The 13,095-nt window shown below is 63.2% G+C and carries 13 protein-coding genes; 1 reads left to right on the top strand and 12 read right to left on the bottom strand.

Annotation, left to right across the window (positions count from 1 at the left end):
- The gene (gene glmS / locus DKT70_RS01925) at positions 1–1,818 is read left to right on the top strand and encodes a glutamine--fructose-6-phosphate transaminase (isomerizing) (protein WP_111557557.1); all 1,818 of its coding nucleotides are present in this window, start codon (positions 1–3) and stop codon (positions 1,816–1,818) included.
- Between the two features lie 31 nt (positions 1,819–1,849).
- Here the strand turns inward: glmS and trmB are convergent, their stop codons facing one another.
- The 12 genes from trmB to DKT70_RS01985 all read right to left on the bottom strand — a co-directional run bounded on the left by trmB (position 1,850) and on the right by DKT70_RS01985 (position 13,091).
- Entirely contained in the window at positions 1,850–2,563 is a 714-nt protein-coding gene (gene trmB / locus DKT70_RS01930) for a tRNA (guanine(46)-N(7))-methyltransferase TrmB (RefSeq protein ID WP_111557558.1), read from the bottom strand.
- A 100-nt stretch (positions 2,564–2,663) separates the two neighbouring features.
- Positions 2,664–4,343 carry a ribonuclease J gene (locus DKT70_RS01935; RefSeq protein WP_111557559.1) on the bottom strand — a complete coding sequence of 560 codons (1,680 nt, stop codon included), beginning with the start codon at positions 4,341–4,343 and terminating at the stop codon, positions 2,664–2,666.
- Positions 4,336–5,115 carry a type III pantothenate kinase gene (locus DKT70_RS01940; RefSeq protein ID WP_111557560.1) on the bottom strand — a complete coding sequence of 260 codons (780 nt, stop codon included), beginning with the start codon at positions 5,113–5,115 and terminating at the stop codon, positions 4,336–4,338. The genes DKT70_RS01935 and DKT70_RS01940 overlap by 8 nt, the downstream gene beginning before the upstream one ends.
- Before the next feature lies 1 nt (position 5,116).
- Entirely contained in the window at positions 5,117–5,896 is a 780-nt protein-coding gene (locus DKT70_RS01945; RefSeq protein ID WP_233490385.1) for a biotin--[acetyl-CoA-carboxylase] ligase, read from the bottom strand.
- A complete protein-coding gene (gene nuoN / locus DKT70_RS01950) occupies positions 5,883–7,349 on the bottom strand; it encodes an NADH-quinone oxidoreductase subunit NuoN (RefSeq protein WP_111557561.1) in 1,467 nt (488 codons plus the stop codon). The genes DKT70_RS01945 and nuoN overlap by 14 nt, the downstream gene beginning before the upstream one ends.
- 10 nt (positions 7,350–7,359) lie before the next feature.
- On the bottom strand, positions 7,360–8,913 hold the full coding sequence (locus DKT70_RS01955; RefSeq protein WP_111557562.1) for an NADH-quinone oxidoreductase subunit M: 1,554 nt from the start codon (positions 8,911–8,913) through the stop codon (positions 7,360–7,362).
- Between the two features lies 1 nt (position 8,914).
- On the bottom strand, positions 8,915–11,023 hold the full coding sequence (gene nuoL / locus DKT70_RS01960) for an NADH-quinone oxidoreductase subunit L (RefSeq protein WP_111557563.1): 2,109 nt from the start codon (positions 11,021–11,023) through the stop codon (positions 8,915–8,917).
- 6 nt (positions 11,024–11,029) lie between these two features.
- Positions 11,030–11,335 (bottom strand): NADH-quinone oxidoreductase subunit NuoK, encoded by a 306-nt coding sequence (gene nuoK, locus DKT70_RS01965; protein WP_042248542.1) that lies wholly within the window; start codon positions 11,333–11,335, stop codon positions 11,030–11,032.
- Between the two features lie 70 nt (positions 11,336–11,405).
- The gene (locus DKT70_RS01970; protein WP_111557564.1) at positions 11,406–12,008 is read right to left on the bottom strand and encodes an NADH-quinone oxidoreductase subunit J; all 603 of its coding nucleotides are present in this window, start codon (positions 12,006–12,008) and stop codon (positions 11,406–11,408) included.
- Positions 12,005–12,418 carry a carboxymuconolactone decarboxylase family protein gene (locus DKT70_RS01975; protein WP_111557565.1) on the bottom strand — a complete coding sequence of 138 codons (414 nt, stop codon included), beginning with the start codon at positions 12,416–12,418 and terminating at the stop codon, positions 12,005–12,007. Before DKT70_RS01975 ends, DKT70_RS01970 begins: the two co-directional genes overlap by 4 nt.
- Entirely contained in the window at positions 12,415–12,906 is a 492-nt protein-coding gene (gene nuoI, locus DKT70_RS01980; protein WP_072295217.1) for an NADH-quinone oxidoreductase subunit NuoI, read from the bottom strand. Before nuoI ends, DKT70_RS01975 begins: the two co-directional genes overlap by 4 nt.
- Positions 12,906–13,091, bottom strand: coding sequence for a hypothetical protein (locus DKT70_RS01985; protein WP_111557889.1), 186 nt, complete (start codon positions 13,089–13,091; stop codon positions 12,906–12,908). Before DKT70_RS01985 ends, nuoI begins: the two co-directional genes overlap by 1 nt.
- Positions 13,092–13,095: the final 4 nt, after the last annotated feature.

The raw sequence follows: 13,095 nt of genomic DNA on the forward strand, positions 1-13,095 counted from the left end.
ATGTGCGGAATCATCGGCATCCTGGGACAGAACGAAGTGTCTCCGCAACTGGTCGACGGGCTGCGGCGGCTGGAATATCGCGGCTATGACAGCGCGGGGGTTGCCACGGTCGATGCCAGCGGGCGGCTGGATCGCCGTCGCGCGGTGGGCAAGCTGGTCAACCTCTCGGACAAGCTGGTCCATGAACCCTTGACCGGCCATTCGGGCATCGGCCACACCCGTTGGGCCACCCATGGCGCCGCGACCGAGGAAAACGCCCACCCCCACCAGTCGGGCCGCGTGGCCGTCGTCCATAACGGCATCATCGAGAATTTCCGCGACCTGCGCGCCGATCTGGCGGAACTGGGCATCCAGCCGCAATCCCAGACCGACACCGAAACCGTGGCCCTGTGGACGGCGCATTGCATGGATCAGGGCATGTCGCCCGTCGATGCCGCCCGGGCCACGCTTGCCCGCCTTCAGGGCGCTTTCGCGCTGGCTTTCCTGTTCGACGGCGAAGGCGATCTGATGGTTGCCGCCCGCAAGGGCAGCCCGCTGGCCGTGGGCCATGGCGACGGCCAGATGTTCGTGGGCTCGGACGCGGTGGCGCTGGCCCCCTATACCGACCGCATCACCTACCTCGAGGATGGCGACCACGCCGTCCTGACCCGCGCCGGTGCGCAGATCTTCGACGTGGACGGCAACCAGACGCAGCGCCCGCAATCGCGCATCGATGTGGGTGCCACGGCCATCGACAAGGGCGGTTATCGCCACTTCATGGCCAAGGAAATCGCCGAACAGCCCGTCGTCATCGGCGATGTGCTGAACCATTACGTCAAGGGCGACCGGATCGTCCTGCCCGAGGGGCTGAATTTCGCGGGCATCGACCGCATCTCGCTGGTCGGTTGCGGCACGGCGCATCTGGCGGGTCATGTGGCGAAATACTGGTTCGAACAGCTGGCCGGCCTGCCCGTCGATATCGATGTTGCATCCGAGTTCCGCTATCGCGAGCCGCCGCTGGCCCCCAACAGCTGGTTCATCGCCATCAGCCAGTCGGGCGAAACCGCCGACACGCTGGCGGCCCTGCATTACGCCATGCCCCATGTCAGCCAGACCATCGGACTGGTGAACGTCGGCACCTCGGCCATCGCCCGCGACAGCGACTTCGCCCTGCCGACCCTTGCGGGGATCGAGGTCAGCGTCGCCTCCTCCAAGGCCTTCACCTGCCAGCTGGCGGTGCTGGGGGTGCTGGCGCTGAAGGCGGCACATGACCGTGGCCGGATCGACGATGCGGGCCTTGCCGCCCATCTGCGCGACCTGCGGTCCATTCCCGGCCTTCTGAGCCAGGCGCTGCAGATGTCCGACGAATGCCGGACCCAGGCCGAATGGCTGAGCCAGGCGCGCGACGTGCTCTATCTGGGGCGCGGTTCGCTGTATCCCGTCGCGCTGGAAGGCGCGCTGAAGCTGAAGGAGCTGAGCTATATCCACGCCGAAGGCTATGCCTCGGGCGAGTTGAAGCACGGGCCCATCGCGCTGATCGATGGCGACGTGCCGGTGGTGGTGCTTGCGCCTTATGACGCACTGTTCGACAAGACCATCTCCAACATGCAGGAGGTGATGGCCCGTCACGGCCAGATCCTGCTGGTGTCGGACGCCGAAGGCATCAAGGCGGCGGGCGAAGGCGTCACGGCGGCGTTGACCCTGCCCACGGGCGGCGGGGTGTTCCAGCCGATGCTCTATGCGGTGCCGATGCAGTATCTGGCCTATCACACGGCGGTCGCCAAGGGGACCGACGTGGACCAGCCCCGCAACCTGGCGAAATCCGTCACGGTGGAATAAGCGAAAGGCCCGCCATCACGGCGGGCCTTTTTCACATGCGGCGGAAGGTGACGTAATGCGGGGGACGACCCTCGCGCAGCGCCTTTTGTTCGTAACGCGTGCTGATCCAGTCATCCCAGGCCTGATCCGTATCGGCGATCATCTCAAAACCGGCGGGGGGAACCTCCTCGCGCGTCTGACGGATGTAATCGGGAATGTCGCTGGCCACGCGGAAGATGCCGCCCGGACACATGACGCGCGCCAGCGGGATCATGTGCTCCGGCGTCACGAAGCGGCGGCGGTGGTGGCGCGCCTTGGGCCAGGGGTCGGGATACATCAGGAAGGCCCGCTCGATGCAGGCATCGGGCAGCACGTCCATCAGGTCGCGCGCATCGCCCGGATGAACACTGACATTGGTGACACCCGCGTTGCGGATCTTGCCCAGCAGCATGGCGACGCCGTTGATGAACGGCTCGCAGCCAATAATGTTGATGCCGGGATAGGTCTTGGCCATGTGGACCATGTGCTCGCCACCGCCGAAACCGACCTCCAGCCACACGGGGCGTTCATCGCCGAAGATCGCCTGTGGGTCGATCGGCGTGCGGTCGGGGTTTTCCTTGATGGTCACATTGCGCGGGCGCAGTTCGCCCAGATCCTCGGACAGATAGCCCTTCTGGCTGTGGCGCAGGGTCTTGCCGTTCCGGCGGCCATAGAAATTGCGGCGCGGCGGGTTCGGGTCAAACTCGGATGTGGGTTTATCGCTCATGCAGGGGCAAGTGCCGCAAGCCTGCGTTCCGGTCAAGCCCCGCCGCGATGGGACCTTGCGGAAAAAAGGGCGCGCAGTTGCCCGCGCGCCTCGTTCGGGATCAGTCGGCCGTCAGGCGGCTGATGATGACGGTGACCTCGGGCTTCTTGCCGATTTCCTCCATCGAGACCTGGCGCGCGATCTTGCGGATCGCCTCGTCCATCTTTTCGTCGCTGCGCACCGTGCGCGTATCGGCACGCTCCAGGAACTCGGCGATCTCGCCTTCGATATGGCGGGCCAGATCGGTGCCACCGCGGGTGGTCTGGTTCAGACCCATCAGCTCGACCCAGGCGTCGGGCAGGACGTTGTCGTCCTCGTCCACGATGACGCTGACCATGGCGTGCCCGTTCAGGGCCAGGCGGATGCGGTCGCGCACAACGCCATCCATCGCCCCGATCAGGATGTTGCCGTCCAGATACAGGCGGCCCGTCTGGACCTGGTCCACGACGCGCAGCTTGTCACCAGACAGCTCCATCATCTGGCCGTTCACCACGACCTCAGAGGACATGCCCTTGGCGCGCGCCAACATCATGTGTTCGCGCAGATGCAGGTGTTCGCCATGCATCGGGATGACCGTCTTCGGCTTCAGAATGTCGTGCATCACTTCGATATCGGGACGGTTGGCGTGACCCGAAACGTGATACAGCCCGTCATCCGCGTCATAAACCTCGACCCCCGATTCCGAGAGCGCGTTCATGATCCGACCCACCGACTTTTCGTTGCCGGGGATCGTCTTCGAGCTGAACAGGAAGCTGTCGCCTTCCTTCAGCGACAAGCCCAGATAGCGTCCGCGCGACAGCTGCGCACTGGCGGCGCGGCGTTCGCCCTGGCTGCCGGTGACGATCAGCATGACTTGGTGACGCGGCAGCTTCGCGGCCTCGTCGGGACCGATCGTGTCGGGGAAATCCGTCAGGATGCCGCTGTCGAAACCGACGCTGACCATGCGACGCATCGCACGACCCAGCAGGCAGACCTTGCGACCCGAAGCGATGGCCGCATCGGCCAGCGTCTTGAGACGCGCGATGTTGCTGGCGAAGGTCGTGGCGACCACCAGGTTCTTCTGCGTCATCACCCATTCGGTGATCGGCGTGGCCAGAACGGCCTCGGACCGGCCCGGATGGGTCGAGAAGATGTTGGTGCTGTCACAGGCCAGGATCTTGACGCCGCCTTTTTCGGTGGCGACCTGCTTCCACATGACCGGATCGAAGGCATCGCCCACGACCGGCGTCACGTCGACCTTGAAATCGCCCGTATGGACGATGCGGCCGGCAGGCGTGTCGATGATCAGGCCGCTGCTTTCGGGGATCGAGTGGCTGATCGGCGCGAACTGCACCGTGAAGGGCCCCACCTCGGTCTGGGCCGGGCGCACGTCGACGATGTTGACCGCATCCGCCGCCGGCAGACCCATCTCCTCCATCTTCAACCGCACCAGCGTGCCGGTGAACTGGCGCGCATAGATCGGGGCCTTCAGACGCCCCCACAGATGCCCCAAGGCACCGATATGGTCTTCGTGACCGTGGGTCACGAAGATCGCGTCAAGCCGGTCCTTGTTCTGTTCCAGCCATGTCAGATCCGGCATGATCAGGTCGATACCCGGGCTTCCGTCCATGTCACCAAAGGTGACGCCCAGATCGACCAGGATCAGTCGTTCCTTGCCGGGCGCACCATAGCCATAAACATAGGCGTTCATGCCGATTTCGCCCGCGCCGCCCAGCGGCAGATAGATCAGGCGCTCAGCCATTGCCCATCTCCTTGTTGTAATCGTGAATAAGACGCAATCCATGCATCGTGAGGTCGTCTTCTATTGCATCGAACAGGTCGAAACCCTGATCGAACAGCGGCGCAAGCCCGCCGGTCGCTATTACTTTCATCGGCCGGTCACGTTCGGCGCGTATCTGGCGCACGATACCTTCGACCAATCCTACGTAACCCCAGAACACGCCCGACTGTATACATGCAACCGTATTCGTGCCGATGACTTTCGCTGGCATCGTCACATCGACATGAGGCAATGATGCCGCACCCATATGCAGGGCTTCAAGCGACAGATTGACGCCGGGCGCGATGACCCCGCCGATATAGGCGCCATCGACATCGACGACATCGAAGGTCGTCGCGGTTCCAAAATCCACCACGATCAGGTCGGGCCCGTGGCGGTCATAGGCACCCACCGTGTTGACCAGCCGGTCGGGACCGACCGTCGTGCCCTGATCCACGCGCGGCGGCACGCGCAGCAGGCAGTCGGGCTTGCCCACCACCAGTGGGCGCGTGTCGAAATAACGGTTGCACAGGACCCGCAGGTTGAAGACCACCCGCGGTGCCGTCGCGCTGATGATGCAGGCATCGATCCGCAGGTCGAATTTCTGGACCGAGATCAGCGTCGAGAGCCAGACGAAATATTCGTCCGCCGTGCGCCGGTGATCGGTCCGGATGCGCCAATGCGCCAGAAACTTGTCGCCGTCCCAGATCGAGAAGACCGTGTTGGTATTGCCTGTATCGATGCAGAGCAGCATGTCAGGGCCCGCTGAAATAGATGTCGGCGGCCGGGATCGCGTGACGGCCTCGGGGGCCGGTCAGGATCAGCGCGCCGGTGTCGTCGATGCCCTCGAAACGGCCGGTTGTTTCAGTAGTGCCGGTGCGGGCGACGATCGTGTCGCCGAGTTTGGCGGCGCGGGCCATCCAGGCGTTGCGGATCGGGGCAAAGCCAAAGGTCCGCATCTGGCGATGCCATGCGTCGAACTGGCAGGCAAGGGCGTTCAGGACATCCTCGGGGGTCACCTCCAGCCCGGTCTCGCCCAGCAGGCTGACGGGGCGGGTGGCGGTGGGTTCGACCTGGGCCGCATCGGGTGCCGCAGCAAGATTGATGCCGATGCCGATCGCCAGAGTTGCCACCTGCCCTGCCGCCCCGCTGCTTTCCAGCAGGATGCCCGATAGCTTGCCACCGTTCAGCAGGACGTCATTGGGCCATTTCAGCGCCACGTTCAGCGACGGCCCGCACAGATCGCGCAGCGCGTCATGGACCGAAAGCGCCGCCACGAAGGACAGGCGTGCCGCATCGGCCGGACCACCTTCGGGGCGCAGCGCCAAGGTCGCTGCGAAGTTTCCCGGCGGATCGGTCCATGCGCGACCGCGACGGCCGCGCCCGGCCTCTTGCCTGTGGGCAAAGATCCACGCCGGCCCGCTGAGAGAGGGGGCCAGCCGGAACGCTTCGGCATTGGTGCTGTCAACGCGGTCCAGGACGTGGCGCGCCACGCCCTGCGGCCAGTTGGCCGGTTCGTTGTTACTGACCCGCAATGGGGGCAACCGTGTCGTTGACCAGCGATTGCGCCGCCGTGGCGGCAGCCTCGTCGATGCCCAGCATCGTCACCGCGCCCAACAGCAACGCCGCCGCCGGAACCACCAGTGCCGCATACTGAACCATGCCCATCCGGCTGGTCACCGGTTCGACCTCGGAGCCGAAGAACATGTAATAGACGATCCGCAGGTAATAGAAGGCACCGATGACCGAGGCGATGACACCGATCACGGCCAGCCATCCCAGACCGCCATCGACCGCAGCCGTCAGCACGCCGTATTTGGCGAAGAAGCCCAGGAAAGGCGGCACGCCGGCCAGGCTGAACATCAGAAACAGCACGGCAAAGCTTTTCAGCGGCTCGGCTTGGGCAAAGCGGTTCAGGCTGGCCAGATCGGTGATCGGGCGGCCGTCACGCTCCAGCGACAGGATGAAGGCAAAGGTGCCCACATTCATCAGCGCATAGATCGCCATGTACAGAAGCATCGCCTGCACGCCATAGGCCGTGCCCGCGGCCAGTCCGACCAGGGCAAAGCCCATATGCGCAATCGAGGAATAGGCCATCAGGCGCTTGATGTTGGTCTGGCCGATGCCTGCAACCGAACCCAGCACCATCGACAGGACGGCTAGGACGGCAATGATCTGGCTCCAGTCGGTGATGACATTGCCGAAGGCGTCGAAGACCAGACGGCCGATCAGCGCCATCGCGGCGACCTTGGGCGCGGTGGCGAAGAAGGCCGTCACCGGCGAGGGCGAGCCTTCATAGACGTCGGGCGTCCACATGTGAAACGGCACGGCCGAAACCTTGAAGGCAAGGCCCACCAACAGGAAGACCAGACCGAACAGCAGGCCCATTGGCATGACATCGGCATTCACCGCGACGATGATCCCCGCAAAACCGGTCGTCCCGGCAAAGCCATAGACCAGCGACGCGCCGTAAAGCAGCAGACCCGAGCTGAGCGCGCCCAGGACGAAATACTTCAGGCCGGCCTCGGAGGATTTGACGCTTTCGCGGCGCATGGCGGCCACGACGTAAAGCGCCAGCGATTGCAGCTCCAGCCCCATGTAGAGCGTCAGCAGGTCGCCCGCCGACACCATCAGCATCATCCCCACCGTCGCCAGCACGATCAGGATCGGATATTCGAACCGCATCAGACCGTGGCGGCTGAGGTATTCCGCGCTCATGGCCAGAACGGCGGCGCCCGACAGCAGGATCGTCACCTTGGCAAAGCGCGCGAAGGCGTCGTCGATGAACATCCCGAAGAATGCCGTCTGTTCGGGCCGGTCGGCCATGCCGACAAAAAGCCCGGCCACCAGCAGGGCCAGCACGCTGGCCCACAGGATCGGTCGTGCGATCTGGTCCTTGCCGAAATAGGCCCCCGCCATCAGCGCCGCCAGCGCATAGATCGCAAGCCAGAGTTCGGGCAGGATGGTCGAGATATCGAGCGCGTTCATCTTGCTTTCCTCAGTGGCTGACGGTGGCCGAAGCCAGGTCGTCGGTGGCTGCCTCGTCGGGCAGCGCGTCGTTTACATTCACCAGCATCGCCTGGACCGAAGGTCCGGTGATGTCGGTCACCAGGCGCGGATAGACGCCCAGCAGCAGGGTCATGGCGATCAGCGGTGCAAAGATCCACTTTTCGCGGGGCGTCATGTCGGTGATCATACGGAGGCTTTCCTTGATCAGCGCACCCATGGTCACGCGGCGATAGAGCCACAGCGCATAGGCCGCCGACAGGATGACGCCGGTCGCCGCCACGAAGGCAACCCAGGTGTTGGCATGAAACGCCCCCATCAGGGTCAGGAATTCACCCACGAAGCCGGACGTGCCCGGGAGGCCGACATTGGCCATCGTGAAGAACATGAAGATCAGAGCATAGACTGGCATCCGGTTGACCAACCCGCCATAGGCGTCGATTTCCCGGGTGTGCATGCGGTCATAGATCACGCCCACGCCCAGGAACAGTGCGCCCGAGATGAAGCCGTGCGACAGCATCTGGAAGATCGCGCCATCGACACCCTGCTGGTTCGCCGCAAAGATCCCCATGGTCACGTAACCCATATGGGCCACGGACGAATAGGCGATCAGCTTCTTCATGTCCGACTGCGCCAGCGCCACCAGCGAGGTATAGACAATGGCAATGGCCGACATCCACAGCACCAGCGGCTGCAGCAGGTCGCTGGCCACCGGGAACATCGGCAGGCTGAAGCGCAGGAAGCCATAGCCGCCCATCTTCAGCAGCACGGCGGCCAGGACCACGGACCCCGCGGTCGGCGCCTGCACGTGCGCATCGGGCAGCCAGGTATGGACCGGCCACATCGGCATCTTGACCGCGAAGCTGGCGAAGAAGGCCAGGAACAGCAGCGTCTGCATGCCGCCGACGACAGTGAAGCCCAGGATGCGGGTGGTTTCCGACGGGAAGTCGAAGACCAGCAATTCGGCGATGTCGGTCGTGCCCGCCATGCGCGCCATCGCGATCATCGCAACCAGCATCAGCACCGAACCGATGAAGGTATAAAGGAAGAACTTGAACGTCGCATAGATGCGGTTCGCGCCGCCCCAGATGCCGATGATCAGAAACATCGGAATCAGCCCGGCCTCGAAGAACAGGTAGAACAAGATCAGGTCCAGCGCCGTGAAGACGCCGATCATCAGCCCCTCCAGCACCAGGAAGGCGATCATGTATTCCTTGACGCGGGTGTTCACCTCCCAGGTGGACAGGATCGTCAGCGGCATCAGGAAGGTCGTCAGCATGACGAAAAGGATCGAGATGCCGTCCACGCCCATCTTGTAGCGCAGGCCCATGATCCAGGCATGGTCTTCCACGAACTGGAAGCCCGTGTCGGCGGGGTTGAAGCCCGCCAGCAGGAACAGCGACACCAGGAAGGTGGCGCTGGTCGCGATCAGGGCCAGCCATTTGGCGTTCTTCTGCGCGGCAGCGTCGTCGCCCCGCAGGAACAGCGCCAGGATCCCCGCCGCGACGATCGGCAGGAAGGTGATGATTGAAAGAAGGTTCGTCATGTTATTGCGCGCCCCGCAGCATCACCCAGATCAGCAAGCCCACGATGCCGATGACCATCGCGAAGGCATAGTGGAACAGATAGCCGGACTGAACGCGCCCGGCGAAGCGGGTCATGCGGGGAATGATTCCCATGGCAAGCCCGTTGATGGCGCCGTCGATAACGGCTCCGTCACCCGCCGTCCACAGCTTGGCGCCGATCCAGCGGGCCGGACGCACAAAGACGGCGTTGTAGATTTCGTCGAAATACCACTTGTTCAGCAGGAACTGGTACAGGCCCGGCTGCTGGGCGGCCAGCTTGGCGGGCGCGCCCGGATTGCGGATATACATCAGCCAGGCAAGGGCCAGGCCCGACAGCATCGCGATGAAGGGCGACACCTTGACCCAGGCCGGAACGCCGTGTGCGTCATGCATGACATGGTTGTCGGGATGCATGTAGATCGCACCCTGCCCCACGGTCGCGGGATCGACGACGGTCGCATGTTCGCCCTCCGCTGCCGCACCGTGATCGTCGGTTGCTGCACCCTCGGCGACCTCGGCATGGCCGGCCTCGACCTCGCCATGAGTGTCACCATGGGCGGCGGCGACCTCGGGCATGCCGAAGAACTTCTGGACGCCCTCGGTTTCGAAGAAGCTGTTATACCACACCATCCCCGAGAAGATGGCGCCAAGCGCCAGAACGCCAAGCGGGATCGTCATCACCCGCGGGCTTTCATGGGCATGGTCATGCGCATGGTGATCGCCGCGCGGCTTGCCGAAGAAGGTCAGGAACATCAGGCGCCAGCTGTAGAAGCTGGTGAAGGCGGCCGCAATGACCAGCATCCAGAAGGCATAGCCCGACCCCGACGCATAAGCGCTTTCGATGACGGCGTCCTTGGACAGGAACCCTGCGAAACCAATATGGGTCAGCGGAATGCCGACGCCGGTGATCGCCAGCGTGCCAATCATCATAGCCCAGAAGGTCAGCGGGATCTTTTTCCGCAGGCCGCCGTAATTGCGCATGTCCTGTTCGTGATGCATCGCATGGATGACCGAACCGGCGCCCAGGAACAGCATGGCCTTGAAGAAGGCGTGGGTCAGCAGGTGGAACATGGCGACCGAATAGACGCCGACCCCCGCCGCCACGAACATATAGCCCAGCTGCGAACAGGTCGAATAGGCGATGACGCGCTTGATGTCGTTCTGGACCAGACCCACCGTCGCGGCAAAGAACGCGGTCGAGGCACCGATGATCACGATGAACATCTTGGCTTCGGGCGCGAATTCGAACAGCGGCGACATCCGGCAGACCAGGAAGACACCGGCGGTGACCATGGTTGCCGCGTGGATCAGGGCCGAAACCGGGGTCGGACCCTCCATCGCATCGGGCAGCCAGGTGTGCAGGAACAGCTGTGCCGATTTTCCCATCGCGCCGATGAACAGCAGGATGGCCAGCAGGTTCGCCGCATTCCATTCGGTCCAAAGGAAGGTGATCTGGCTTTCGGCCAGCATCGGCACCTGGGCGAACAGCTCGTCGAACTGGATCGTGCCGGTCATCCACCACAGCCCGAAGATGCCCAGCAGGAAGCCGAAATCGCCGACGCGGTTGACGATAAAGGCCTTCATGGCGGCGGCGCCTGCCGATTGTTTCTTGAAGTAGAAGCCGATCAGCAGATAGGACGCGACGCCCACCCCTTCCCACCCGAAGAACATCTGCAACAGGTTGTCCGAGGTCACCAGCATCAGCATGGCGAAGGTGAAGAACGAGAGATAGGCGAAGAAGCGGGCACGATAGGGCTCGTCGTCGCTGAAATTCTCGTCATGGGCCATGTAGCCAAAGCTGTAGAGATGCACCAAGGCCGAAACCGAGGTGATCACGATCAGCATGATCGCCGTCAGGCGGTCCAGGCGGATGCCCCACTGGCTGGTGAAATCGCCCGAAACGATCCAGTCCATGACCGGAAGATGCTGCAACTGGCCGTCGAAGGTCAGGAACACGATCCAACTGAGGGCGGCAGCGGCGAACAGGATGCCGGTCGTCAGGACCTGCGCACCGCGTTCGCCGATCAGGCGCCAGCCGAAGCCCGCGATCAGCGCACCCAGAAGGGGCGCGAAGAGGATGAATTGCGGCATGTTCCCTTATCCCTTCATCACGTTGACATCTTCCACCGCGATCGTGCCGCGGTTGCGGAAGAAGACGACCAGGATCGCCAGACCGATGGCGGCCTCGGCGGCGGCGACGGTCAGGATGAACATGGTGAAGATCTGGCCACCAAGATCGCCCAGATGGGCCGAAAAGGCGACGAAGTTGATGTTGACCGCCAACAGCATCAGTTCGATCGACATCAGGATGACGATGACATTCTTGCGGTTCACGAAGATGCCGAAGATCCCGGCGACGAACAAGATCGCCCCCACGACAAGGTAATGTGTCAATCCGATCATCTTTTCAGTCCCTCCGGGTTCTCTCACCCGTTGAAATTCCGTTGGCCGGGGGCGCGCGGGCGCCCCCAACTTACAGCCCCTGACCGGGCTTGACGTCGCGCAGCTGCATCGCCTTGGCAGGATCGCGGTGCATCTGGCGGATCACGTTCTGGCGCTTGATGTCGCGACGGTGACGCATCGTCAACGTGATTGCGCCGATCATGGCCACCAGCAGGATCAACCCCGAGATCTGGAACGGCAGGATGTAGCGATCATACATCACCGTGCCGATCAGATTGGTGTTGGTCGGCGCCCCCTCGATCGGGACGGCGCGCAGGGCGATCGACTGATCGGAGCTTTCCCAAGCACCGAAAGCGATGGCCAGTTGCGCCAGCAACACCAGCGCGATCAGGCCCGCCAGCGGCAGATAGCGCGCCAATTCGCCCTTCAGCTGGGCGAAATCGACATCCAGCATCATCACCACGAACAGGAACAGAACCGCCACCGCGCCGACATAGACGATAATCAGCAGCATCGCCACGAATTCGGCACCCAGCAGGATGAAAAGACCGGCCGCCGACAGAAAGGACAGGATCAGCCACAGCACCGAATGCACCGGGTTGCGCGACAGCACGACCATGAAGCCCGCAGTGCAGACCGAGATGGCGAAGAGGTAAAAGGCAAAGGTCATCATTCTGGGCTGCTCCCCTCGGATTCGGTAAAGACGCCCTGGGCGATCTCCAGCGCCTTCTGCATCGCGGGGAGGCCGCCGAACATCCCCATCTGATAGATCACCTCGGCGATCTCGCGCGGGGTGGCGCCGGCCTCGATCGCGTGGCGGATGGTCAGGCGCAGCTGCGGTTCGGCCAGCGCGCCCTGCACGGTCATGGCGGCGATGGTGACCAGCATCCGCGTCTTGGCGTCCAGCCCGTCACGGTTGAAGGTCTTGCCGAACCACATTTCCAGCATGTCCGCAGGCATGGTCGGGAACATCTTCTCGAAGGCCTTGGGGTTGAAATGCTCGACCGCGGGGTTGAAGGCCCGCGCCATTTCCTGCCCCTGGGACATCATCTGCTGGAACATCTTCTGGAATGCGTCGGTCATCGGTAGGGTGCATCCATGGCCAGATTGCGGGCGATCTCGGCTTCCCAACGGGCGCCGTTATCCAAGAGCTTTTCCTTGTCGTAGAATAGCTCCTCGCGGCTCTCGGTGGCGAACTCGAAATTCGGGCCTTCCACGATCGCATCGACCGGGCAGGCCTCCTGGCAGAAGCCGCAATAGATGCATTTGGTCATGTCGATGTCATAGCGCGTGGTGCGGCGCGATCCGTCTTCACGCGGTTCAGCATCGATGGTGATGGCCTGCGCGGGACAGATCGCCTCGCACAGCTTGCAGGCGATGCAGCGTTCCTCGCCATTGGGATAGCGGCGCAGGGCGTGTTCACCACGGAAACGCGGCGACAGCGGGCCTTTTTCATGCGGATAGTTCAGCGTCGCCTTGGGCGCGAAGAAATAACGCAGTCCCAGACCGAACCCCTTCAGGAAATCCACCATCAGGAAATACTTGGTGGCGCGTGCGATGTCGAAAGCCATCAGAACTGCTCTCCTTGCTTGGGTGCGGCGAAGCGGTCAAAGGCCGCCACATAGTCGCGCACCCTGGCACTGTCATGGGACTGTTCGGTCGTATCGAGGTTGTTGGCCAGGAAATGCGCGAACTCGGCCTTGTCCTGTTCGCTGGCCTGAGCCAACATTTCGGCGATCTTGTTCGAATAAGCCATGTCG

This window comes from Paracoccus sediminilitoris, assembly GCF_003259195.1.
GTDB classification, from domain to species: Bacteria; Pseudomonadota; Alphaproteobacteria; order Rhodobacterales; family Rhodobacteraceae; genus Paracoccus; species Paracoccus sediminilitoris.